Genomic DNA, 22,761 nt, shown 5'->3' with positions numbered 1-22,761 from the left:
ATACTATGAGCCTCAAGGAGAGCCTTCTTAAGGTTTCTGATTTTGTCTACAAACTTCCAGAAAATACCCTTCAGGGGCAGAAGGTGCCAGTCTACTTCTACCTGAGCGAGAGGCTCTATGAACTCCTTGAAGAGGATGCCATAAGACAGGCAGGTAACGCAGGGACGCTCCCCGGCGTAGAGAAAGCCATCTATGTAATGCCAGATGTGCATGTGGGCTACGGATTTCCTGTGGGTGGGGTGATGGCAACGGACATAGAAGAGGGCATAATAAGCCCAGGCTCCATAGGCTACGACATAAACTGCGGTGTAAGGCTTATAGCCACAAACCTGACCGCAGAGAGGGTCCAGCCTGTTAGAAAAGAGCTCATGCAGGAAATACTCAAAAACGTTCCTGCCGGTGTGGGTTCCACGGGAAAACTGAAACTTTCAAAGGCAGAGCTTGCTGAGGTGGCGATAAAAGGTGCAAGGTGGGCTATAGAGAAGGGTTATGGCTTTGAAGAAGACCTCGAGCATATAGAGAGCAATGGTGCCCTCCCGGGTGCAGACCCTTCAAAGGTTTCAGATTTTGCCTTTCAGCGGGGTTCTGATGAGCTGGGCACAGTGGGCTCTGGCAACCACTTTGTGGAAGTGCAGTATGTGGATGAGATTTACGAAGAGGGTGTGGCAAAAAAACTGGGTCTTCATCTCGGCCAGGTTACCATAATGGTTCATTCCGGCTCAAGGGGCTTCGGTCATCAGGTATGCGTGGACTACCTTAAAACCGCAAAGGATGCTCTAAAAAAATATGGCATAGATATACCCGATATGCAGCTTGCCTGCATGCCCTTTAAATCTCCAGAGGGTCAGGACTATTTTAGGGCGATGAACTCTGCAGCCAACTATGCCTTTGCCAATAGACAGATACTTGGCTATCTGACTGCAGACACGGTCAGAAGATTTTTTGGCTTATCTTGGGAAGAGTTTGGTTACAGGCTCCTATACGACCTTGCCCACAACATAGGAAAGGTAGAGGAGCACCGTGTTGAAGGTAAAAGGAAGAAGTTGCTTGTTCACCGTAAAGGTGCTACGAGGGCATTCCCCCCACACAATCCTGATGTTCCACCCGCCTACAGGGAAATAGGCCAGCCTGTCCTCCTTCCGGGAGATGTAGGAAGATATTCCTTTCTCCTCGTTGGTCAGGAAAAAAGCATGGACATGAGCTTTGGAAGTGCCTGCCATGGAGCTGGAAGACTTATGTCAAGGACAAAGGCAAAGGAGTTTGTCAGAAAAGAGGGGCTTGAAAAGGTTCTTGGTGGTCTCGTGGTGGTTGCAAGGGGTAAGGGAACGGTTGCAGAAGAGATTCCACAGGCATACAAGGATGTCTCAGAGGTTGCCTATGTGGTTCACTCTCTTGGCATAGCCAGGCTTGTGGCAAGATTCAAACCTTTAGGCACTTTAAAGGGTTAAGTGTTATAATAGAAAATTCTGGAGGAACTTATGGGTGAGTTTGAAAAGCTCTTTGAAGAGGGTCTTGAACTTAAAGAGATAAAGAGAGGGGAGGTGATAAAGGGTAAGGTGGTAAAGGTTGATGAAAGGAACCTATACGTGGATGTAGGATACAAGGTGGAGGCTATAATCCCAAGAGAAGAACTGCCAGAGGCCAGGGTTGGTGATGAGGTAAAAGCAGTGGTCCTCAGGTTCAGCAAAGGAGGTTCTCCCATACTGTCCTACAGGAGATACCTTGAAGAAAAGCTTACAGGTTTTCTAAAATCCTGCTATGAGAAAGGCAAGTTCATAACAGGGACGGTGCTGGAAAGGAAGGATGATAGTTATGTGGTTGATATTAGTGGTTTGAGGGCATCCCTTCCTGCAAAGGAAGCTCTGAGAAACCTCAAGGAAGGCAAAAAGATAGTGGCAAAGATAACGGAACTCAGAAGGGAGGAGGACGGTCTTAAGGTTGTGCTATCCCAGAGGGATTACATAAAGGCTCAGGAAGAAAAAAAGAAATCAAGGCTTCTCTCCAAAATAAAGGTGGGAGATTTGGTGGAAGGCAGGGTTATAAAGATAGACCCAGATAAGGGAATAACCCTGCTTGTGGGCAACGCCCTCAGAGCCTTTCTTCCCCTTGAAGAGCTGAGCTGGGGAAGGGACAGGAATCCTTACAACTATGCGGAGATTGACGAGAGGCTGAGGGTAAAGGTAAAGAGAATACCCAAAGACGGACAGTTTATCTTCGTTAGCCTGAGGGAAACAAAGGAAAACCCCTGGCTGAAAGCAGAACAGAGCATACAGAAGGGCCAGGTGGTGAGCGGAAGGGTTGTGGAGGTGAGGGAAAACGGACTGCTCCTTGAAGTCATAGAGGGTGTTGAGGGCTTTGTGCCAAAAGAGGAAATATCCTATGACGGAAGCACCTTCAAAAAGGGCGACAGGGTATCAGCTCAGGTGCTTGATTTTGACCCAAAAAGACACAAGCTGGTTTTGAGTATAAGGAGAACCCTTCCAAAGCCATGGGAAGAATACATAAAGGAACATCCCGTTGGAAGTAAGGTCACCGGCACCGTAGAGAAGATAGAAGGAGCCAGAGCTATAGTAAGGCTCGAAAAGGGTGTGCAGGGGGTTGTTCACAGAAGCGACCTGGCATGGATAAAGCCGGGTAGAGTTGAGGATGTGCTCCATGTGGGACAGTCCCTGGAGTTTATGGTGCTTGGGCTAGATGGAAAGTTTGTAAAGCTTGGTCTCAAACAGCTTATGGAAAATCCCTGGGAAGCCGTGCTTAAAAGCTACAGCATTGGTAAGAGGGTGAAGCTAAAGGTCAAAAGCGTGCATCCCTTTGGTGCCTTCCTGCAGTTTCCAGAGGGTGTGGACGGACTCTTGCCTATATCTGAAATGCCAAAAGGTCTGAAACTCCAGGAAGGTCAGGAGGTGGAAGCAAGAATAATAGAGCTCTCTCAGGATAAGATAACCTTCAGCATGAAGGAGGAGGAGAAAAGGGAGGAAATAATAACCACTTCTGACAAGGGCTTTACACTGGGCGACATACTCAAGAAAAAAATGAAGATATGAAAAAGAAAATACTGGTTCAGAAACTGCACGAGGAGCACTCTTCTCTTTATTCAAAGAAAAAGGTATACAGAATGGTGAACTTTCTGCTAAATATGATGAGGGAGGGCATAGCTTCTGGAGATGGTTTGAAAATCTCAGGCTTTGGCAGTTTCAGAAAGAGGGGAAAACGGGTAATATTCAGACCGAGTAAAAAGCTTCTATACAGGTTGAAAACAGAGGCAAAAAGGTCTAAAATGTAAGAATAACGGGGTGTGGCGCAGGCGGTAGCGCGCTGGCATGGGGGGCCAGAGGTCACGGGTTCAAGTCCCGTCACCCCGATATTACACAAAGGAGGCTAAATATGGTGGTGCTGGTAGAACCCGTGGAGAGAGACCTTGAATCACTTGTTTTGAGGGTCTTTTTAAAATCCATTGATGTGCTCGGTGGACTTTCCAGGCTGGCAGAATACAAAACCCTCACATGGCTTCCATCTCTTGCCAGGGCAGTTTACTGCGTGGTGCTAAGGGAAGAATACTTGAAAACAGACAGGGAAATAGCGGAGAAGGTGGGTCTCACTGTTCAGACGGTAAGAAACATACTCAGGGCGGAGCCATCCACAGCACTTGAAAAGCTCAGAAGGATAGAGGAACTCCTTGAAGAGGAAAGGAAAGAGCTGAAGGTCCACACCGCAGGCGGAATTGCAAAACTTGCATACAAGCTGGTGAAGGAGGGACACGAAGAACCACAGGTCTTTCTCCAATACTGTGAGAGGGTTGCCTATGCCCTTGACATTCCCTGGGCCTATATGGTGCTAAAAAGGCTCAAGGGAACAGACTTCCCCATACAGTCCGCAGACAGCATATCCAACAGACTTGAGGGTGTTTATATAAGGGGCAGAACTGCAAGGGAAGTGCTCCAGGAGCTGGAGTATCCCATAAAGAACCCGGCAGAGCTACTTCACAGGATAAGGGAAAACCTCAAGATGCACGGGCTTGAGTAGGCTCTTCCTTGCCCAGCACTCTCTTCTCATATATCAGGGCAAGGGTGAAAAGGGTTGTGAATATAATAGGTCCGAGGAATATACCCACAAAGCCAAAGGTCAGAAGACCACCCACTATGGAAAAAAAGAGCACTATGTAAGGCACGCTTATACCCATTTTCATGATAAGAGGTCTTATAAAGTTGTCTATGGTTGATATAATAAACATGCCATAGAGGAACATGAAAACGCCAGGGTATGTTCCCTTTGTTGCAAGGGTATAGACTGCTACAGGAAACCATACAAAGCCTGCGCCAAAGGGCGGTATAAAGGAGCTTATGAAGGTTGCCATGGCGAGGAGTATGGCGTAGTCCATGCCTGCCAGCTTGTATCCAATAAAACCCACCGAGCTCTGGGCTATCCCAACCCCTATGGAACCGTAGACGGTGGCAAGGACTGTCTTGTAAATGGTTATGGAGACCTGCTCTATATCTTCCCTGTGCATAGGAAGAAAACGCTCAGCGAATCTTACGAATTTTGGACCGTCCCTGAGTATGAAAAACAACGTGAGTAGAAATACGAAAGTTTTGAAGATAAAACCACCAATTGCCGGAAGCATGGAAGCTGCAAGGTTCAATCCCCTCTGAAGAAAGTCCCTGAGTCCGCTCATAAGTATGTTTCTGAATTCTTCAGACTCAAGGTATGCCAGAAAACCCTTTATTTCCTCTTCGGTAAATATCCTCTTGAGTAGCGGGTTTTCAAGCGTGCCCTTTATTAAATCCATGTAGGAGCTGTTCTGGGTGAGGCTGACCGCAAGATGAAGTAGCTCTATGGACTGCCTTATGGCCATGGTGAGCACGAGGCTGAAGGGGATTACCACAAGGGCGAGCACCAGCAATGTAAGCAAGAGGGCAGAAGATGTATTGCCTATTTTTCTTGAGAGTTTAATGTGTATGGGATACAGAACCAGAGAAAATATGACAGCCCAGAGTATGGGCTTTAGAAAGGGCAGAAGCATTGTAAAGGCAAGTGCCACAAAAAAGGCTGTCAGAGTAAGGAGAAAGTAAAGAAAGACTCTTTCTCTCACAGGACTAAATTATAAGTCATGGAAAAATGTCCCAAGTGTGGAGCTCTGCTTGAGGTTATAGAATGCTGCGGTGGTGGTATCTTCAGGTGCGAAAGCTGTGGGGAATACTACTTTTACGGAGAAATCATATCATCTCAAAAGGGCTCTGAGGAGGTCTTTTCAGAAGCTCAAGAGCCACATCCTTTGGAGGATAACCCTCAACCACAACCCTGTAAACCGCATTGTTTATAGGGGTATGTATTTTCCTATCCATTGCCAGCCTCTGAACAGCTCTTACGGTATGTATACCTTCCACTGTTTGATTGAGCCTTTTGAGGGCTTCTTCCAGAGGAAGGCCCTGACCTAGAAGATAGCCAAAGGTTCTGTTCCTTGACTGTGCAGAACTGGCGGTAAGAAATAAATCCCCCATGCCAGAGAGTCCGTAGAAGGTATCCTTTCTTGCACCAAGAGAAACACCAATCCTAACCATCTCTGCAAGCCCTCTGGTCATAAGGGAAGCCCTTGCATTCTCTCCCAGACCAAGACCATCAGATATACCGCAGGCAATGGCGATAACATTTTTCAGGGCACCACCAAGCTCAACACCCACAAGGTCTGTGGAAAGATAAACCCTGAAGTTCTCAGAGCTTATCCAGTTTCTTATCTTCTCCATTTCCTCAAGTTCTTCACCTGCGAGCACAAGGGCTGTGGGAAGCCCTTTTGAAACCTCGCTGGCAAAGGATGGACCAGACAGACAAAAGACCTTCAGAGAGGGTTCAAGCTCAAGAAGAAGCTCGGAAACTCTCTTTTCAGTGCCCACCTCAAGTCCCTTGGAAGCGGAGACAACCCTCTTACCCCTCAGAGGTTTTTGGGCTAACACCTCCCTTATGGCCTGGACTGGAAGGGCTATTATTACATAATCTGAAAAGGCAAGTGCATCCTCAAGGTCCTGAGTGGCTCCCACGTTCCTGAGCCTGACGCCCTCCATGTAGGGATGCTTTCCTTCCTCAATAGTTCTCACCGTTTCCTCTTTCCTGTCAAACACCATGATGCTGTGCCCCAGTTTACCGAGATGAATGGCAAGAGCAACCCCCCACCGGCCACCGCCAAGAATGGAAAAGTTCATAATGCTAATTATAATATTTTCACAAATACTTCACGCACAGGAACAACAAAGAATTTAAAATTAAAGCCATCATGATTGAGCTATTAGAGAGTAGATTAACTATTCTAATAATAGTCTCAATCATAATCTCTATACTTCTGGTTTCTACTCTTCTGTTGACTATTTCTATAATACGAAGAGTTAAAAATTCTATTGTCTACAGAAAAATAGACCAATTGAAGTCTTATTATCGTAATAAGATTTACAACATCGTGATAGAAACGGGGAATATAGAGCATATAAAAGATTTGGATAGGACCTCATTGAAACTCAATTCTCTGAGAGGAAGAGCCTTTATAGATATTCTTATTGAATTGTATGATTTGAATTCAGAATATATAAATAAAATTGCCAGAATGTATGAAGTAGACAAGTATTACGTAAACAGGTTAAAAAGTGGTTCCAGTAGAAACAGACTTGAAGCTGTTAAAATTCTTACAAATCTTGGTTTTACAGATAAGTTTAAGGAAATAATAGACACAATTAGAAAAGAGGAAAATTCGGAATTTCTATACAGAATGCTTTTCTATTTAACAAAAAGTTCCTTAAACATACATCAGATTGAAGAGGTCATTTACACCATACTAGATAAATACAAAAAGGGTAAGCTTTCTTTCAAAGAGATGTCTGTTTTGTTTTCCAATATGATTAATAAGCTCAGTATGAACGAAGTTGGAAGATTGATTGAATTATTAAATGATGAAGAACAGGCACTTATGGCGTTTCTTGATGCGCTATATTCTTCAGAAGACAAGGATAATATACCTTTAGATGTAATTTTAAACCTATTAAATAAGTACAATCCTGAAATACTTTCAAGAGCTTTAAAGGTTATAGCAATGTTTAAAGGTAGAAATTTAGAAAAGGGAGATACTTTAGTGCATGTTTTTCTGAGCCATCCAGTATGGTACGTTAGGCTAAATGCAGTTAAGGCTCTTGAATCTTTCAGATGCAATAGATACGTTATAAAGAAGCTTGCGGAGCTTCTTTACGATGATAATTGGCAAGTCAGAAGTGCGTCTGCAGGTATGCTGGTAAGGTGCATGGAGGGTAATTTTGATATAATACTTTCCATATTGGAATCAAAGGATGAATACGCAAAACAAGCTATTGCTGAGGCGATATCAAAATCAAACGCTGGTGTGAAGCTTAAGGAGGCCCTAAAAGCGTGTGACACAGAAGATTTAATTTATGCAATTAAAATAATGGAGATTCTATACCATGAATTAGGTTTTACAAATACCATAAGCCAGGAAGATATTGAGGAGGTAAGGAAATTATGTATTATTTAGCCCTTTTTGTGATAGCTTTTAATATTTTTGTTGGTATTTATTATAGCATATACAATGCTATTCTGACATTTTTGTTTATTTTAGCTTTCGTGTCTATATTAAACTATATAAGAATTATAAGGCTTTTCCCTGTTAAGGAATTACAGAAAACGGACATGCCCCCTGTATCTCTTATAATACCTGCATATAATGAAGAAAATGTAATAGTTAGAACGGTTCACAGTGCATTAAATATTAGCTATTCCAACTATGAAATAATTGTAGTAAACGATGGTTCAGGAGATGCAACACTTATAAATCTTATAAACGCATTTAATCTTAGAAAAATTGATTTAGTTTATAGACAACTGATAAAAACAGAAAAAGTTAAAGCCTTCTACTACAACCCAGAAATTCCTAATCTTATAGTAGTTGATAAAGAGCGGGGTGGTAAGTCAGACGCTCTAAATTGCGGAATAAATGTGAGTAAAGCTCCTTACATTTGCTCAATAGATGCAGACTCAATAATAGAAAAAGACTCTCTAATCAGATTAATGTCAAGGGTAATAGAGTCTGAAGTTCCCGTGATAGGCTTGGGGGGTGTAGTAAGAGTTCTAAACGGTGTAAAACTTAAAGACGGTGAGGTTGAAAAAATCGACCTCTCCAATAAGCCCATCGCAAATCTTCAGATAGTTGAATATTTGACAGCTTTTCTTCTTGGACGCTCGGGGTTTAATGTGCTTAATCAGACGATGATATTATCAGGGGCCTTTTCGCTGTTCAACAAAGGAGCCCTTATTCAAGTGGGTGGATATTCTAAGGATACTGTTACTGAGGACTTGGAAATAGTTGTGAGATTACATAAGCATTTTAGAGAAAGAGGAGAGAAGTACTATATAGGATTTATTACAGACCCAATATGTTGGACGGAAATTCCAGAAGATACTAGGACACTTGCAAAGCAGAGAAGAAGATGGCACCTTGGACTTATTCAAACTCTATATAAGTATAAGTTTATGCTTTTTAATCCCAGGTATGGGAGAATAGGTATGTTTGCTCTCCCCTATTACTTACTTTTTGAAGTGCTCGGTCCAATAATAGAGTTGATTGGGTATATAATGGTGCCATCAGCTTATGTATTAGGCTTAATTAGTTACAAGTTTTTCTTGCTTTTCCTCCTGCTTGCAGTGGTGTATGGCTCCTTTCTTTCAGTATGCGGTGTATTCTTGGAAGAGCTGACATATAGGAGATATCCAGAATGGAAGCACCTCTTTAGGTTAGTACTTTATGGTATCATGCAAAATCTTGGATACAGGCAACTAAATTCCTTTTGGAGATTGCAGGCAACTATAAAGTACATTGCGGGCTATAGAAGATGGGAATATGTAAAAAAGAAGGGGAGTGGTGTGTATGAATTTAAAGAAACTCCTTGAATTGGGCTACACAGCCTTACAAAAAGGTCATAATCAGGAGGCAGTAAACATATTTAGGCTTGCACTTCAGAAAGCTTCTAATAAGGAGGAAACAGGTGATGCTTATTACGGGTTAGGGCTGGCAATGTATAATCTGGGGGATATGCATACTGCGAGGTGGGCTCTATACAAAAGCCTTGAAGCTAATAACTCCGATAAAGTCTTAAAGATGCTGGAAATAGTTGAAAAATATATCACCAGTTTGAATAAGGTAAGCCTCCGAGAAAAATCAATTTTTAGAACTGCGGATGACTATATTCAGATAATGAGGGGAGGTAAATGGGAAAGCTTCTTTATCTTGGGGGTTAACATTGGACTTGGACTACCAGGCTATTTCCCCGGGGAGTATCCTATAAAAATGGGTACCTATCTCAGATGGTTCAAACTTATTTATGAACTCGGTGCAAATACCATAAGGGTTTATACATTACAAAATCCAGACTTTTACAGAGCGCTTTATGAGTTTAATAAAGATGGCATTAAACTCTACCTTTTGCAGGGTATATGGTATGAGCCACCTGAAAAGGGTGCTTTGGATGACAGAGATTTTATGGGCAAGGTTTTGCAGGATATAAGAGAAGTTGTAGACGCGGTCCATGGACATCTTGAACTTAAGGAATCTTATGGAAAACCGCATGGTGTTTATACAGCCGATGTTTCTGGATGTCTTATAGGATACTTATTCGGTAGAGAGCCAGAGGCATGCATGGTTAATAAATACAATGAAAAAAGATTGAGAAAGAAGGAGGACTATTACGGAAAGTTCCTGTACATACTTAACGGCGAACCTTTTGAGGTCTGGAACGTAAAAGTGTGTTATTATATACTTTCATATCAGCAAGAGGTATATGGGCACACAAGCTTGGTTTCTATAACAAATTGGCCTACGCTTGACCCATTAGAACATCATTCAGAATCGAGTTACGAAGAGGAACTTAAGGCTATGGGTCAAGAGGTGGCAGATGTGTGTTCGGAGAATGAGGATATGGAAACGCTCGATACCAGCAAGATAAGATGCACAGGAGAAACCTGCTTCTTCTCCAGTTACCATGTCTATCCTTACTATCCCGATTTCATGGTTAATGACTATCTTCAATCAGAAACTCCATACTTGGACTATTTAAGAGAACTTAAAACTCATCATAAAGGACAGCCCGTGGTTATAGCTGAGTTTGGCGTGCCCACCAGCAGGGAGTCAGCCCACTGGCAACAGGGAGGTTTAAATCATGGCGGACATGATGAAGTTCAGCAGGGTAGATATCTGATTCAGAAGCTGGAAGAAATAAAAAAAGCAGGTATGGCAGGCGCCATAATCTTTTCGTGGTTTGATGAGTGGTATAAAGTTAACTGGTTATTTCAGCCTTACTATAATCCAAAAGATAGAAAATCCCTCTGGTTTAATATAAGAGATCCCGAGGAAAATTACGGACTTGTTGCCGTGTATCCAGGCTACCCAGGTAAGACATGCACACTGTCCGGCAATCTAGGAGAGTGGGTAAATTCAGAAACCCTTTATTCTAAGGAAAAGGGTATACGATACTACAGCTTTGGAGATGATGGAGATGGAGGAAGAACACTAGTAGGTGTAAGAGTCAAGAGGGATGAAGGCTTTATCTATCTAGCGCTGGAGACGGCAGGTGAGATAGATTTTTTAGAAGCCTGTTATATTGTAGCAATAAATGTTGCAGGTCCAGACAAGGGCGAATATCTGCTCCCCTTTAATACGAAGTTGACCTTACCTATGGGCGTTCAGTTTCTCATGCATATATGTGGTAAGGGGAAAAGTAGAATACTGGTGCAGCACACTTACGACAGATTTACCAACTATGGTTCAGGGAAAACATTGTCCGTAGAATCCGCGCAGGGTGCATTTATACCCATGTATTTCTTGACAAATAGAAGGAGATTTAATAAGGAGCTTAGAAAAACATATCCAGCGAGGCATCATGCAGTAAGTCCGCTAAGAATGGGTTCCCTCAATCCCGATAGAAAGGACTATAACAGCCTAGCAGATTTTAATGTGAACGGAAATCTCATAGAACTTAGAATACCTTACTGCCTTATAAATTTTTCTGACCCAAGTTCTAGGAACATAATTTGGTGGGATGGTAAAGTAAAGAGTTTAGAAACAGATGGAGTGCGGTTTATTGTGTTATCTTACAAACCAAAGAAAGATAATTTCAATCTTGCCGAAGAAACAAGAAAACCATATAACATAACAGACATGCTTCCATACCCCCTGTCCTTTGAAAAGATAAAAACCTATAGTTGGGAAAGCTGGAGTACCCCCCTCTATCATGAGTATCTGAAAAAAAGTTACTACATACTCAAGAAACATATTAGGAGTCGAGGATGACAAGAAGAGATTTTCTATTTACGGCAGCCTCTTGGCTCTTTCTGGGAACCAGAATCAGGACAGCCCCAGCTTTCGAAGCCCTGAGCATTCCTGTACTAATGTACCATGATATATCAAACCATTATAAGGATGGTTATACGGTTTCTCCTTCTCTTTTCTACTCTCATATGGAATACCTGTATCAGAACAGCTATATTTCTGTTTTTCCTGAAGAGCTCAACAGATTTGATAAAAGTAGAAAGTTATTTATGCTTACATTTGATGATGGCTATCTTTCTTTCATGGATTACGCCTTTCCAGTTCTCAGAGATTATGGTTTTAAGGCAATCATAAACGTTATAGGCGCTTATGTAGGAAGCTATTACAACTTTAACGGTAAAAGACCTACATTGAGCTGGGATGATTATAGGTTTCTCATATCATCCGGTCTTGTCAGGGTGGGATATCATGGTTACGACATACATGTGACAAACTGGGTCAACAGGTTCACTCCGGAACAGCTCAGGCTAGATTCCATGAAGTTTTTAGATAAGTTAAATAAAGAGCTTGGAACGTCTACTGACATTTTTGCTGCGCCATACGGACAATACTCGGAGAGACATCTGGATGTTCTCAGAAAACTTGGCTTTAAATACTTCTTCACTTCTGAAGAAAGACTGTTTGGAATGACGGATATGGCTATACCCAGACTCAACATAAACAATTCAATAGACCTTGTTTCCTTCTCGCAATACATTGGAGGTGATAGATCATGAAAATAATATCTATAGTGGCTTCTTTTGTTCTTGCATGCGGGGTTTACGCTGTACAACCAGAGCTTCTTAAGTTGAAGGAAGAAGGAGACAGATATTACAGGGAAGGGAACTATAGAAAAGCGGCTGAGGTATACGCAAAAATCTGGAATCAAATGGGCGATTTATCAAGAGAAGAAAGATTTAGAATGGCTGTATCCGTGTCGTGGGGAGGCATGCTGAAAGAAGCCGAGATGATGCTGAAGGAGTTATTAGAAAAGTATCCAGAAGATTTACAGATAAGACTGCATCTTGCAAGAGTTCTTACATGGAGAGGGAAGAATTTTGAGGCTATAAAAGAGCTTGATTATATACTTTCAAAGGAACCTCAGAATTCTGATGCCCTTCTTGTAAAAGGTAATGCCCTTCGTTGGTCTGGAAGACCCGATAAGGCTACAGAAATATACGAGCGGATATACGCTGAAAGAAAGGACTTTGACAGCGGACTTGCTCTTTCTTATGGGTATATGGCATTGGATAGAAGGATTGATACCAAAAATACTCTTGAGAAGCTAAAGCCAATGTATACATATCAATCAAAGGAGCTTGATGAGGCTAAGGAGGCCTATTTACAGAAGTTCGGACCTCAGGTAAGTTCTGGCTATACATATTACAGAGATAGCGACGATAACAGAGTAGATACACTTACCCTTAGAGGCATTTTCTGGTTAGAAGACTATAGATTATCACCCTACTATAGGTATATATGGGCCGAGGATAATACAAGGGATAAGAAAGCCTACGAGTTCGGAATTGAACTGAATAAAAGAGTATCTGAAAATGCCCTCCTGTCTGGCACTTTTGGCACATTGTCTATAGGCTCATCAGAAAAGTTCATAGGTGGCGCTGGAGTATCTATTTTTGCTGGGAGGGGTAGTCTTAATATCTCCTTAAACACCAGCATTATGACTTATACTGCAGAGCTCTTACAAAATAAGATAAGAATGACTGCCTTTGCTATAAGTACCTTTCAGCGCATAAATGATAGTGTTGACTTCAGTGGTTCATATCAACTTCGTCTTTTCTCCGATGGTAATAAAGGCCATTTCATGATACTATCCCCAGCGTATAGGTTGACACAGTCCAATCCAAACTTTAAGATTGGCTACAGATTAATATACAGTAATTATGACAAACATAAAAGAATGGGTTATTTTGACCCAAAAGACTATATTTCAAACCATATATTTTTTGCATTACAGCACAATAGAGGTAATTTTTATGTCTACTTGGAGCCATTTATTGGTTATCAGAACTATAAAAGATACAATAAAACCAACAGTGATCTTATAGGTGGCGGGTATGCTTCTGTTGGTTTCAAGCTTAGCAGGAATACATGGATTGCTCTGGACTTTGAGGCTGGTAACTATGCAATGCAGACGGCTGCCGGTTGGAAGTATTATCAAGTCGGGGTAGGTCTAAGACATATATTCTAATCATTCAAAAAATATAGCCTATGTGCTATACTATGATACATAATGCTGAGAGAGGATAAAGTAGAAACATTATTTCACTGGGGCATATCTATAATTCTGAACCTTATGATGTTTACCCTTCTTTCACTCTATCTCTCTGTTAGAATTGAGGTGAACTCTCCAACGCCTCCCTTACAGGTATATGTTGAAGATATGCCACTTGCAAAGGAAATAAAGTTGGCGGGTGGAAGGCAGGGCATTCTTCATAAGCCAAGAGAGGGAGAAGGTATTACTAAAAAAGGAAAAGATAAGGCCATTGCATCTCCGGTTGAGGTATCAAGAGAGAAGGGAGACATTCAGGTGCCAGCAGGCACTCAAAAGGAAGAGCCTTCACTGCTTCAGGAGATTGAGCAGAAGGTAAGGGGAAGGGAAAGAGAGGTGGAGAGGGAGGGCGTAAAGAGTGCAGACATTGGAAGCATAACGGCGGTTGTATCACCTGGAGGTGTGGGGCTTTCAGGTGGTGGAAGGGCAACGGTTTATACACCCCCCCTTCCGAGGATAAGCTCTGATGAACCCCTCAGCCCCCTTAGAGTAAGGGTATGGATAGAGCCTTCTGGTGTGGTCTCAAGGGTTCAGATAATTCAGAAAAGCGGTTCAACCCAGGTGGACCAGAAGATGGTGGAGTTTGTAAGGGGTATAAGGTTTGAAGCCATAAGGGAAAACACGGTCCAGACAGGCATAATAACTTTCAGGTTTAAGGGAGGTTAAAAACATGAGCATAGGTAAACAGCTCAGGCTTGAGAGACTTATTAACAGAGATACGGGCAAGACAATAATAGTTCCCATGGACCATGGGGTAAGCTCCGGCCCGATGGAGGGGATTGAGAATATAAGAAAGGCGGTGGAAGATGTGGCGGAGGGCGGTGCCAATGCTGTGGTGCTCCATAAGGGCATGGTGAAGGCGGGGCACAGGGGGAAAGGCAGAGACATAGGGCTAATAGTTCACCTCTCTGCTTCTACCGACTGGGCACCTACAAAAAACGACAAGGTGCTGGTCTGCACGGTGGAAGAAGCCATAAAGCTGGGTGCAGACGGCGTATCGGTGCATGTGAACGTGGGTGCAGACATGGAGAGGGAAATGCTCAGAGACCTGGGCTATGTATCCAAAGTGTGTGAAGAATGGGGCATGCCCCTTCTTGCCATGGTTTACGGAAGGGGCAAGGACATGAACCAGTATGAGCCCAGAGTGGTAGCTCACTGTGCAAGGCTCGGTGCGGAATTGGGTGCGGACATAGTAAAAGTTCCCTACACGGGAGATCCTGAGAGCTTTTCAAAGGTGGTGGAAGGATGCCCTATTCCTGTGGTCATAGCCGGAGGTCCAAAGATGAAAACAGAAAGAGAGGTGCTTGAGATGGTTCATGGTGCCATAAGGGCTGGGGCAAGGGGCCTTTCCATCGGGCGGAACGTATTTCAGGCTAAAAACAGAGTGGGTATGGTGAGAGCCCTCAGCCTCATAGTGCACGAGGGCAGAAGCGTGGAAGAAGCCATAAAAATCATTCAGTAGAGGAGGCAAGTATGGGTCTTCTTGAAGGTAAAAGGGCCCTTATAACGGGTGTGGCAAACGAAAGAAGTATAGCTTACGGTATAGCAAAGGCCTTTCATAGGGAAGGTGCGGAGCTTGCCTTCACTTACGCCAGTGAAAAGCTAAAAAAAAGGGTGGAAGAGGTAGCAGAGGAGTTTGGTTCAGGTCTTATCTTTGAATATGATGTGTCAGAGGACCAAAATATAAGGGCTCTCAAGGACTGGCTTTCTGAGGTATGGGGCAGTCTGGACATAATAGTTCATTCCATTGCCTACGCACCAAAAGAAGAGTTCAGGGGTGGAGTGATAGACACGTCAAGGGAAGGCTTCAAAACTGCAATGGACATATCCGTATATTCCCTTATAGCCCTCACCAGAGAGCTTCTTCCTCTCATGGAGGGCAGGAGCGGCTCCATAATAACCCTTTCATACTACGGTGCAGAGAAGGTGGTTCCTCATTACAATGTTATGGGTATAGCAAAGTCCGCCCTTGAGTGCACGGTGCGTTATCTTGCCTACGATATAGCAAAGCAAGGGCACAGGATAAACGCCATATCTGCAGGTCCCATAAAGACCCTTGCCGCATACAGCATAACGGGTTTCCACCTCCTTATGGAACACACCACAAAGGTAAACCCCTTTGGAAGAGCCATAACCATAGAGGATGTGGGAGATACTGCTGTCTTTCTTTGTAGTGACTGGGCAAGGGCTATAACCGGTGAAGTGATTCATGTGGACAATGGCTATCACATAATGGGTGTCTTTGGAAGGGAAGAGGACATAAAGAAGGAGGTTTTCGGAGAACAGAAGGGATGAAACTCTACCAGCTTTATGGTCTCAAAGAGGAAGAATATGAAAGAATAGTCAGCAGGCTCGGGCGTGAACCAAACTCCGTGGAGCTTGGTGTTCTTGGTGCCCTCTGGTCTGAGCACTGCTCATACAAGTCTTCAAAGGTGCATCTGAGAAAGTTTCCCACCAGTGCAGACTGGGTGGTTCAGGGACCGGGTGAAAACGCAGGGGTGGTTGAGCTTGACGATAAGGTATGGCTTGCCTTCAAGATAGAAAGCCACAACCATCCTTCCTACATTGAACCCTTTCATGGTGCTGCCACGGGCGTTGGTGGGATAATAAGAGACATACTTTCCATGGGTGCAAGACCCATAGCCCTTGCAGACTCTCTCAGGTTTGGACTTCCTCCGGACAAAAGGATTGTGAAGGGTGTGGTGAGTGGCATATCCCATTACGGTAACTGCATAGGCATACCCACCGTTGCAGGTGAAACATACTTTGAGGAATGCTACAGAACAAACCCCCTTGTTAACGCCTTCTGTCTTGGGATTTTGCCCGCAGGCAGGATGTTCAGGGCAAGGGGAAGACCCGGAGACCTGCTCTTTCTTCTTGGCTCTTCCACGGGAAGGGATGGCATACACGGTGCTGTGATGGCTTCTGCGGAGTTTGGAGAAGGTATTGAAGAAAAACTGCCAAATGTGCAGATTGGAGACCCCTACTTTGGTAAGAAACTCATAGAGGCAGTTCTTCAAGCCCTTGAAGAAGAACTTGTAAGTGGTCTTCAGGACCTTGGAGCTGCCGGGCTTTCTGGTGCTTCCTCAGAGCTTGCAAACAAGTCAAAGTGCGGGGTGGAGCTCTGGCTTGACCGAGTTCCCCTCAGAGAGGAGGGCATGAAGGACTTTGAGATACTCCTCTCGGAAAGCCAGGAGAGAATGCTTCTTGTGACCCAGGAGGAAAAGGTTCACAGGCTTCTGGAGCTTTCTAAATACTACCATCTTGAGGGGGCAGTGGTGGGCAGGCTCACAGAGGATGGGCTTTTCAGGGCTTACCATAAGGGTGAGCTGGTGGTTGAGCTTCCGGTCAGCCTGATAGTGGAGGAGGCACCGGTATACGAAAAGCCATACAGAGAGCCAGATCGTCTCAAGTCCTTATGGGATTTTGACCAGAACAGCCTTCCTGAGGTTCCTCTTCAGGAGGCTCTTATAAAACTCCTTTCTTCTCCCAACATAGCCTCCAAGGAGTGGGTTTACAGCCAGTATGACCATCAGGTGGGCACAAACACGGTGCTCAAGCCCGGTGGTGATGCTGCGGTGATGAGGGTAAAATGGGTGGAAAAACCGGAGCTGAAAAGTGAGAGATTAATAGCCATCACCGCAGAGGGAAACGGGCGTATGCTTTTTCTTGACCCCTACGAGGGTGGTAAATACGCAGTGGCGGAAGCCCTCAGAAACCTTGCCTGCGTGGGAGCAAAGCCACTGGGCATAACTGACTGCCTGAACTTTGGAAACCCCGACAGACCAGAAGTGATGTGGCAGTTGGTAAGGGCCATAGAGGGCATATCGGAGGCCTGCAAATTTTTTGAGGTTCCTGTAGTGAGCGGTAATGTTTCCCTCTACAACGAGACGGTGGAAAGAGAGGAAATAAGGAACATATACCCCACACCCATAATGGTTGCAGTGGGTTATCTGGAGGATGGAAGGTTTCTTGACCACTGCTTTAAGGAAGAGGGAGACCTTATATTTTTGATGGGAGACCTAAAGAGAGAATTTTCCCTTGCCGGCAGCGAATACCTTAAGGTTATTCACGGAAGAGTTTCGGGGAGAACCCCTCAGGTAAACCTTGAGAAGGAAAAAAGGCTACATGCACTTCTTATTAAGCTAATTAAGGAAAACATACTGAGGTCCGCTCATGATGTTTCTCTGGGTGGGCTTGCGGTGGCTCTTCTGGAATGCCTCTTTGGCACAGGTTTGGGTGTTGAAGTGAACCTCTACATGGAGGAAAGGCTTGACTTTTTCCTCTTCTCAGAAAACCCCACCATGGTGGTGGTGAGTGTAAGAAGGGAAGATGCGGAGGTTTTTAAGGACCTTGTGGAAGGGCATGACCTTGACTGGCTATTTTTAGGGAGGGTGAAGGAAGAAGAGTTTTTTACCCTTACCAACAATGAGGAAAAAATCCTTGAACTGCAAGTCAGCGAACTTGAGGAGATATGGGAAAAAGCCTTAGAAAACCTGCTTTGATATACGCATTTACTGCGCTCGGTATCCTGCTTCTTGACCTTATCACCAAGAATCTTGCAGAATCCCTTCTAAAGGACAGGGATATAAGTCTTCTGCCCTTTTTGCACCTTGTGCTGGTTTACAACAGGGGGGTGGCCTTTGGCCTTCTTGCAGATGCACCAGATTTTTTAAGAATCCCCGTCCTTTTCATAACTCCCCTGGTAGCTCTTGTCATAACCTTTCTTTACGCTCTAAAAACAGGGGGGAAAATCCTTCCCCTTCTGATGGGCATGGTGGGAGGTGGAGCTCTCGGAAACCTCTATGACAGGGTTTTGCTTGGCTATGTGAGAGATTTTATATATCTATCCTACGGAGGGCTTTCGTGGCCAGCCTTTAACCTTGCAGATGCCAGCATAAGCATTGCCATATTCCTTCTCCTCCTGAGAGAGCTCTTTCTAAGGGGTGGAAAAAGCTAAAAGTTCTGCTATATTCTATTTCTATGGTGGAAAAGGTTGCCCACCTTGCAAGGCTCAGGCTCACAGAAGAAGAGAAGGAATACTTTGAAAAACAGCTCAAGAGCATACTGCATTTTGTGGAGCAACTGCAGGAGGTTGATACATGGCAAGTGGAGTCCTTCACCTCTCACTTTGATGAGACACCCATGAGAGAAGATGAGCCATCAAGGGACTTTGAGCCATATCTAATTTTAGAAAAGGCACCAGAGGGTGAAGGGGGTTTCTTTGTGGTGCCAAGAGTGGTAGAATATTAACAGGAGAGGTTTATGATAGAAGAAGTTCAGAAGGAAGTCCTTGAGAAAAGAAAGGCTCTGGAAAACGCCCTTACCAGCATAGAAAGGCGTTTTGGGAAGGGCTCCATAATGCCCCTGAAAAAGGCGGAGAAGGTGAAGGTGGATGTTATACCCACCGGTTCTATTGCACTGGACATAGCCACGGGTATAGGTGGCATACCCCGGGGCAGAGTTGTTGAAATATTTGGCCCCGAGTCCTCAGGTAAGACCACTCTTGCACTTCATATAATAGCGGAGGCCCAGAGGGCAGGAGGCATAGCGGTCTTCATTGATGCGGAGCACGCCCTTGACCCAAGGTATGCGGAGAAAATAGGCGTTGACACAGAAAGCCTCTACATTTCTCAGCCAGACTACGGAGAGCAGGCTCTTGAAATAGCGGAAAGCCTAATAGCAAGCAATGCCGTGGACGTTATAGTGGTGGACTCCGTGGCAGCGCTGGTGCCGAAGGATGAGCTCGAGGGTGAGATAGGTGAAGCCCATGTGGGCAAACAGGCAAGGCTCATGTCTCAGGCCCTCAGGAAGTTAAAGGGCATGGCCCACAGGGCAAACACAGCCATAATCTTCATAAACCAGCTCAGGGAAAAAATCGGTGTCATGTTTGGAAACCCAGAGACCACGCCCGGTGGTAGAGCCCTAAAGTTTTTTGCGGACATGAGGCTTGACGTGAGAAGGATTGGTGAGGTAAAGGATAGTGGAGAAAAGACAGGCAACAGGGTGAGGGTAAAAGTGGTTAAAAACAAGCTGGCACCACCCTTTCAGGAGGCTGAGTTTGATGTGCTCTACGGCGAGGGTATATGCAAGCTCTGTGACCTTATAGATACCGCAAGTGAACTGAAGGTGATAAACAAAAGCGGTGCATGGTATAGCTACGGTGACATAAGGCTGGGACAGGGGAGAGAACAGGCTAAAAAATTCCTTATGGAAAACCCAGAGCTTGCCCGGGAGATAGAAAAAAAGGTAAGGGAGGTAGCTGGGCTTGCTGCAGCTAATACTTAAAAAGGCAATAGAACTGGGTGCGTCAGATGTGCACCTTAAAACGGGAAGCGTGCCCGTCCTCAGGGTAAAGAAAAGGCTTATAAAGCTTTCTGATTTTCCGGCTATAGAAGAAAGAACAATGGAGATGATAGTCCGGGAGGTGCTTGAGAAAAATCGTAGGAAGGTGGCGGAGTTTGAGGAGTTTGGAGAAGCGGACACATCTTATTCACTGCCGGGTGTGGCCCGTTTCCGTGTTAACGTATACAAGCAGAGGACAACAACAGGTCTTGCCTTCAGAGTAATACCCTTTAACATACCATCCTTTGAAAGCCTTAACCTTCCCGAGGTTATGAAAAAGGTCATCCTTGAAAACACCAAGGGTCTTGTACTTGTGACAGGACCCACTGGTTCTGGCAAGTCCACGACACTGGCTTCGCTCATAAACATCATAAATTCCACAAGAGACTGCGTCATTGTTACTATAGAAGACCCCATAGAATACCTTTTCAGGGATAACGAAGCCTTTATAGTTCAGCGTGAGGTGGGTATTGATACCTCCTCCTTTGCTAAGGGGCTGAGGTCTGCATTAAGAGAAGACCCGGATGTAATCATGGTTGGTGAGATAAGGGACCCGGAAACAGCAGTCATAGCCCTGCAGGCTGCAGAGACAGGACACCTGGTAATGTCCACCCTTCATACCCTAGATGCAAAGGAGACCATAAACAGGCTAATAAGCATGTTCAACCTTGAGGTAAGAGAACAGATAAGAATACAGCTCGCTGAAACGCTCATTGCCATATTCTCTCAGAGACTACTTCCAAAAGCAGACGGAACGGGAGTTATTCCTGCAGTTGAGGTGCTGATAAACACTGCAGCCATAAAGGAGGCCATAGTAGACCCCGCCAAGTTTGACGATATACCCCTTCTCATTGAAAAAGGGAGGTCCGTTTATGGAACACAGCTATTTGACCAGCATCTTGAGGAATTGTACAGAAATGGTCTCATTGACTATACTACAGCCCTGATGTACGCCAGCAGGCCGGCAGACCTGGAGTTGAAGCTGAAGGGCATTGCATCGGGTGGCAGAAGCTACTTCTGATGAAAATAGCCATAGATGGACCTGCAGGTAGTGGTAAAAGCACGGCGGCAAGGGAGGTATCCAGAAGGCTCGGAATTCCATACCTGAACACAGGGCTAGTTTACAGAGCCTTTGCCTATGTATGCCTGATGAGGGGAATTGAACCAGAGAGGGCTCTGGAAGTATTTGAAGAGCCTGTCAGCGTGGAGCTCCTCCCGGGCGAGACAAAGGTCCACTACAGGGGGGAAGACATAGGGGGTATGCTGGTATCAGAAGAAGTGGGAAACATGGCGTCCAGAATCGGTGCACTGCCAGCCTTCAGGGAGAGGATAAACATGTTCTTCAGGTCTCTGGTGGGCAGAGGTCAGGTGGTGGCAGAGGGCAGAGACGCTGGCACGCATATCTTTCCAGACGCAGACCTGAAAGTCTTTCTTACTGCCTCTGCAGAAGAGAGGGCAAGAAGAAGATACGAGCAACTCAGAGCTCAGGGGCAGGATGTGAGCTACGAAGAAATCCTGAGGGCTGTGGTAGAGAGGGACGAAAGGGACGCAAACAGACCCCTCTATCCCTTCAGACCTGCGGAGGATGCGGTGGTCATAGACACCACGGGGCTGAGCCCACAGGAGGTGGTGGAGAAGATAATGGAGCTTCTCAGCTCCACAGCCCATGGATGTCAGAAGGAATAGAGTTAGCCAGTTAATGATAATCTGCAGAGAGAAGGGCAGAACAGAAAGGTGCAGAAAAAGTAGGGTTATAATTTTCTTATGAAAGACTTCTGGTACTGGGCGGAGGAATTTGACAAAAAGCTCATAACCACAGCCCTTGAGTCCGGGGCAGGTGTTATACTCCTCTCTGACCCCTCAAGGGTGCAGGAAGTGAAGGCTCTGGGAAGGGTGCAGGTGGCATCTGCAGAGGGGGCGGACCTCATAGAGGGCAGGGACTACGCTTATGTGCTCATAAGGGGCAAAGAGGACGAAGAAAGGGCCGCAAAGTTTCCACCCCATATGAAGGTCATAGTGGAAACCACTGACTGGACCATCATACCCCTTGAGAACCTCATAGCCCAGAGGGAAGAGCTCTATGCGGTGGTAAAAAACGAAGAGGAGGCAAGGCTTGCCGTAAAGGTGCTGGAAAAGGGCGTAAAGGGCATAGTGCTGAAAACTAAAGACATAAACACCATAAAGAGGGTTGGCAAGGTGCTGGAAGAGGAGGAAGAGAGGCTTCCGATGGTGGTGGTCAGAATTACCAGAATCCTGCCTCTTGGTCTTGGAGACAGGGTGTGCGTGGATACCACCTCTATGCTCAGCCGGGGAGAGGGTATGCTGGTGGGCAACTCCTCTGCTGGCATGTTTTTGGTGCACGCAGAGACCGAAGAGAACCCCTACGTGGCATCCAGACCTTTTAGAGTAAACGCAGGGGCAGTCCACATGTACATAAGGGTGCCTGAAAACAGAACAAAGTATCTGTGCGAGCTCTCCGCTGGAGACCCGGTGATGGTCTACGACTACACGGGAAGGGGAAGGCTCGTGTATGTGGGCAGGGCAAAGGTAGAAAGGCGTCCCATGCTCCTCGTGGAAGGGAAGTTTGAAAACAAGAAGGTCAGTGCAGTGCTTCAGAACGCAGAGACCATAAGGCTCACAAGACCTGACGGCACCCCCCTATCGGTGGCGGAGCTTAAAGAGGGAGACGAAGTGCTGGGATACATAGAAGAGGCAGGAAGGCATTTTGGAATGAAGGTGGAAGAGACGATAACTGAAAAGTAGCTTCTTATCCTCT

The 22,761-nt window shown here is 45.0% G+C and carries 21 protein-coding genes and 1 tRNA gene; 20 read left to right on the top strand and 2 right to left on the bottom strand.

Features of this window, described 5'->3' with window-relative positions; all coding sequences use genetic code 11:
- Positions 1-5 precede the first annotated feature (5 nt).
- The 5 genes from WHS43_00610 to WHS43_00590 all read left to right on the top strand — a co-directional run bounded on the left by WHS43_00610 (position 6) and on the right by WHS43_00590 (position 4,023).
- Complete coding sequence (locus WHS43_00610) at positions 6-1,448, top strand: RtcB family protein (GenBank protein MEJ5338142.1); 1,443 nt, start codon at positions 6-8, stop codon at positions 1,446-1,448.
- A 30-nt stretch (positions 1,449-1,478) separates the two neighbouring features.
- Positions 1,479-3,044, top strand: a complete 1,566-nt coding sequence (locus WHS43_00605; protein ID MEJ5338141.1) for a S1 RNA-binding domain-containing protein — start codon at positions 1,479-1,481, stop codon at positions 3,042-3,044.
- Positions 3,041-3,283: an HU family DNA-binding protein gene (locus tag WHS43_00600; protein MEJ5338140.1), complete on the top strand. Its 243-nt coding sequence runs from the start codon at positions 3,041-3,043 to the stop codon at positions 3,281-3,283. Before WHS43_00605 ends, WHS43_00600 begins: the two co-directional genes overlap by 4 nt.
- A 6-nt stretch (positions 3,284-3,289) precedes the next feature.
- A tRNA-Pro gene (locus tag WHS43_00595) sits at positions 3,290-3,362 on the top strand.
- A gap of 22 nt (positions 3,363-3,384) precedes the next feature.
- Entirely contained in the window at positions 3,385-4,023 is a 639-nt protein-coding gene (locus tag WHS43_00590) for a helix-turn-helix domain-containing protein (GenBank protein MEJ5338139.1), read from the top strand.
- Here WHS43_00590 and WHS43_00585 read toward each other — a convergent pair.
- Positions 4,001-5,089, bottom strand: coding sequence for an AI-2E family transporter (locus tag WHS43_00585; GenBank protein MEJ5338138.1), 1,089 nt, complete (start codon positions 5,087-5,089; stop codon positions 4,001-4,003). The genes WHS43_00590 and WHS43_00585 overlap by 23 nt on opposite strands.
- Before the next feature lie 124 nt (positions 5,090-5,213).
- Positions 5,214-6,194 (bottom strand): NAD(P)H-dependent glycerol-3-phosphate dehydrogenase, encoded by a 981-nt coding sequence (locus WHS43_00580; GenBank protein MEJ5338137.1) that lies wholly within the window; start codon positions 6,192-6,194, stop codon positions 5,214-5,216.
- Between the two features lie 251 nt (positions 6,195-6,445).
- On the opposite strand from WHS43_00580, the gene WHS43_00575 reads away from it, so the two are divergent.
- From WHS43_00575 to WHS43_00505, 15 genes are all read left to right on the top strand, one after another.
- The gene (locus WHS43_00575; protein MEJ5338136.1) at positions 6,446-7,525 is read left to right on the top strand and encodes a HEAT repeat domain-containing protein; all 1,080 of its coding nucleotides are present in this window, start codon (positions 6,446-6,448) and stop codon (positions 7,523-7,525) included.
- On the top strand, positions 7,513-8,937 hold the full coding sequence (locus WHS43_00570) for a glycosyltransferase (protein MEJ5338135.1): 1,425 nt from the start codon (positions 7,513-7,515) through the stop codon (positions 8,935-8,937). Before WHS43_00575 ends, WHS43_00570 begins: the two co-directional genes overlap by 13 nt.
- Positions 8,915-11,332, top strand: coding sequence for a tetratricopeptide repeat protein (locus WHS43_00565; GenBank protein MEJ5338134.1), 2,418 nt, complete (start codon positions 8,915-8,917; stop codon positions 11,330-11,332). The genes WHS43_00570 and WHS43_00565 overlap by 23 nt, the downstream gene beginning before the upstream one ends.
- Positions 11,329-12,087 (top strand): polysaccharide deacetylase family protein, encoded by a 759-nt coding sequence (locus tag WHS43_00560; GenBank protein MEJ5338133.1) that lies wholly within the window; start codon positions 11,329-11,331, stop codon positions 12,085-12,087. Before WHS43_00565 ends, WHS43_00560 begins: the two co-directional genes overlap by 4 nt.
- The gene (locus tag WHS43_00555; protein ID MEJ5338132.1) at positions 12,084-13,559 is read left to right on the top strand and encodes a hypothetical protein; all 1,476 of its coding nucleotides are present in this window, start codon (positions 12,084-12,086) and stop codon (positions 13,557-13,559) included. Before WHS43_00560 ends, WHS43_00555 begins: the two co-directional genes overlap by 4 nt.
- Before the next feature lie 42 nt (positions 13,560-13,601).
- Positions 13,602-14,306 (top strand): energy transducer TonB, encoded by a 705-nt coding sequence (locus WHS43_00550; GenBank protein ID MEJ5338131.1) that lies wholly within the window; start codon positions 13,602-13,604, stop codon positions 14,304-14,306.
- 4 nt (positions 14,307-14,310) lie between these two features.
- On the top strand, positions 14,311-15,102 hold the full coding sequence (locus tag WHS43_00545; GenBank protein MEJ5338130.1) for a 2-amino-3,7-dideoxy-D-threo-hept-6-ulosonate synthase: 792 nt from the start codon (positions 14,311-14,313) through the stop codon (positions 15,100-15,102).
- An 11-nt stretch (positions 15,103-15,113) separates the two neighbouring features.
- A complete protein-coding gene (locus tag WHS43_00540) occupies positions 15,114-15,935 on the top strand; it encodes an enoyl-ACP reductase (protein MEJ5338129.1) in 822 nt (273 codons plus the stop codon).
- The gene (purL, locus tag WHS43_00535; GenBank protein MEJ5338128.1) at positions 15,932-18,145 is read left to right on the top strand and encodes a phosphoribosylformylglycinamidine synthase subunit PurL; all 2,214 of its coding nucleotides are present in this window, start codon (positions 15,932-15,934) and stop codon (positions 18,143-18,145) included. The genes WHS43_00540 and purL overlap by 4 nt, the downstream gene beginning before the upstream one ends.
- A complete protein-coding gene (gene lspA / locus WHS43_00530; GenBank protein MEJ5338127.1) occupies positions 18,115-18,600 on the top strand; it encodes a signal peptidase II in 486 nt (161 codons plus the stop codon). The genes purL and lspA overlap by 31 nt, the downstream gene beginning before the upstream one ends.
- A gap of 23 nt (positions 18,601-18,623) precedes the next feature.
- On the top strand, positions 18,624-18,893 hold the full coding sequence (gene gatC, locus WHS43_00525; GenBank protein MEJ5338126.1) for an Asp-tRNA(Asn)/Glu-tRNA(Gln) amidotransferase subunit GatC: 270 nt from the start codon (positions 18,624-18,626) through the stop codon (positions 18,891-18,893).
- A gap of 12 nt (positions 18,894-18,905) precedes the next feature.
- On the top strand, positions 18,906-19,928 hold the full coding sequence (gene recA, locus WHS43_00520; protein MEJ5338125.1) for a recombinase RecA: 1,023 nt from the start codon (positions 18,906-18,908) through the stop codon (positions 19,926-19,928).
- Complete coding sequence (locus tag WHS43_00515; protein MEJ5338124.1) at positions 19,909-21,006, top strand: PilT/PilU family type 4a pilus ATPase; 1,098 nt, start codon at positions 19,909-19,911, stop codon at positions 21,004-21,006. Before recA ends, WHS43_00515 begins: the two co-directional genes overlap by 20 nt.
- On the top strand, positions 21,006-21,671 hold the full coding sequence (gene cmk, locus WHS43_00510; GenBank protein ID MEJ5338123.1) for a (d)CMP kinase: 666 nt from the start codon (positions 21,006-21,008) through the stop codon (positions 21,669-21,671). Before WHS43_00515 ends, cmk begins: the two co-directional genes overlap by 1 nt.
- Positions 21,672-21,749: 78 nt before the next feature.
- Positions 21,750-22,748, top strand: a complete 999-nt coding sequence (locus WHS43_00505) for a 3-dehydroquinate synthase II (GenBank protein MEJ5338122.1) — start codon at positions 21,750-21,752, stop codon at positions 22,746-22,748.
- Positions 22,749-22,761: the final 13 nt, after the last annotated feature.

The sequence above is a fragment of the Aquificaceae bacterium genome (assembly GCA_037481935.1).
GTDB lineage: Bacteria > Aquificota > Aquificia > Aquificales > Aquificaceae > Pampinifervens.
Note: the sequence above shows the minus strand (reverse complement) of the source record. Positions and strands in the feature narration are given on the sequence as shown.

Excerpts from the sequence above, each read along its gene's own strand:
- WHS43_00610 (MEJ5338142.1), top strand. The coding sequence starts at position 6 with ATGAGCCTCAAGGAGAGCCTTCTTAAGGTTTCTGATTTTGTCTACAAA.
- WHS43_00605 (MEJ5338141.1), top strand. The coding sequence starts at position 1,479 with ATGGGTGAGTTTGAAAAGCTCTTTGAAGAGGGTCTTGAACTTAAAGAG.
- WHS43_00600 (MEJ5338140.1), top strand. The coding sequence starts at position 3,041 with ATGAAAAAGAAAATACTGGTTCAGAAACTGCACGAGGAGCACTCTTCT.
- WHS43_00590 (MEJ5338139.1), top strand. The coding sequence starts at position 3,385 with ATGGTGGTGCTGGTAGAACCCGTGGAGAGAGACCTTGAATCACTTGTT.
- WHS43_00580 (MEJ5338137.1), bottom strand. The coding sequence starts at position 6,194 with ATGAACTTTTCCATTCTTGGCGGTGGCCGGTGGGGGGTTGCTCTTGCC.
- WHS43_00570 (MEJ5338135.1), top strand. The coding sequence starts at position 7,513 with ATGTATTATTTAGCCCTTTTTGTGATAGCTTTTAATATTTTTGTTGGT.
- WHS43_00565 (MEJ5338134.1), top strand. The coding sequence starts at position 8,915 with ATGAATTTAAAGAAACTCCTTGAATTGGGCTACACAGCCTTACAAAAA.
- WHS43_00560 (MEJ5338133.1), top strand. The coding sequence starts at position 11,329 with ATGACAAGAAGAGATTTTCTATTTACGGCAGCCTCTTGGCTCTTTCTG.
- WHS43_00555 (MEJ5338132.1), top strand. The coding sequence starts at position 12,084 with ATGAAAATAATATCTATAGTGGCTTCTTTTGTTCTTGCATGCGGGGTT.
- WHS43_00550 (MEJ5338131.1), top strand. The coding sequence starts at position 13,602 with ATGCTGAGAGAGGATAAAGTAGAAACATTATTTCACTGGGGCATATCT.
- WHS43_00545 (MEJ5338130.1), top strand. The coding sequence starts at position 14,311 with ATGAGCATAGGTAAACAGCTCAGGCTTGAGAGACTTATTAACAGAGAT.
- WHS43_00540 (MEJ5338129.1), top strand. The coding sequence starts at position 15,114 with ATGGGTCTTCTTGAAGGTAAAAGGGCCCTTATAACGGGTGTGGCAAAC.
- purL (MEJ5338128.1), top strand. The coding sequence starts at position 15,932 with ATGAAACTCTACCAGCTTTATGGTCTCAAAGAGGAAGAATATGAAAGA.
- lspA (MEJ5338127.1), top strand. The coding sequence starts at position 18,115 with ATGGGAAAAAGCCTTAGAAAACCTGCTTTGATATACGCATTTACTGCG.
- gatC (MEJ5338126.1), top strand. The coding sequence starts at position 18,624 with ATGGTGGAAAAGGTTGCCCACCTTGCAAGGCTCAGGCTCACAGAAGAA.
- recA (MEJ5338125.1), top strand. The coding sequence starts at position 18,906 with ATGATAGAAGAAGTTCAGAAGGAAGTCCTTGAGAAAAGAAAGGCTCTG.
- cmk (MEJ5338123.1), top strand. The coding sequence starts at position 21,006 with ATGAAAATAGCCATAGATGGACCTGCAGGTAGTGGTAAAAGCACGGCG.
- WHS43_00505 (MEJ5338122.1), top strand. The coding sequence starts at position 21,750 with ATGAAAGACTTCTGGTACTGGGCGGAGGAATTTGACAAAAAGCTCATA.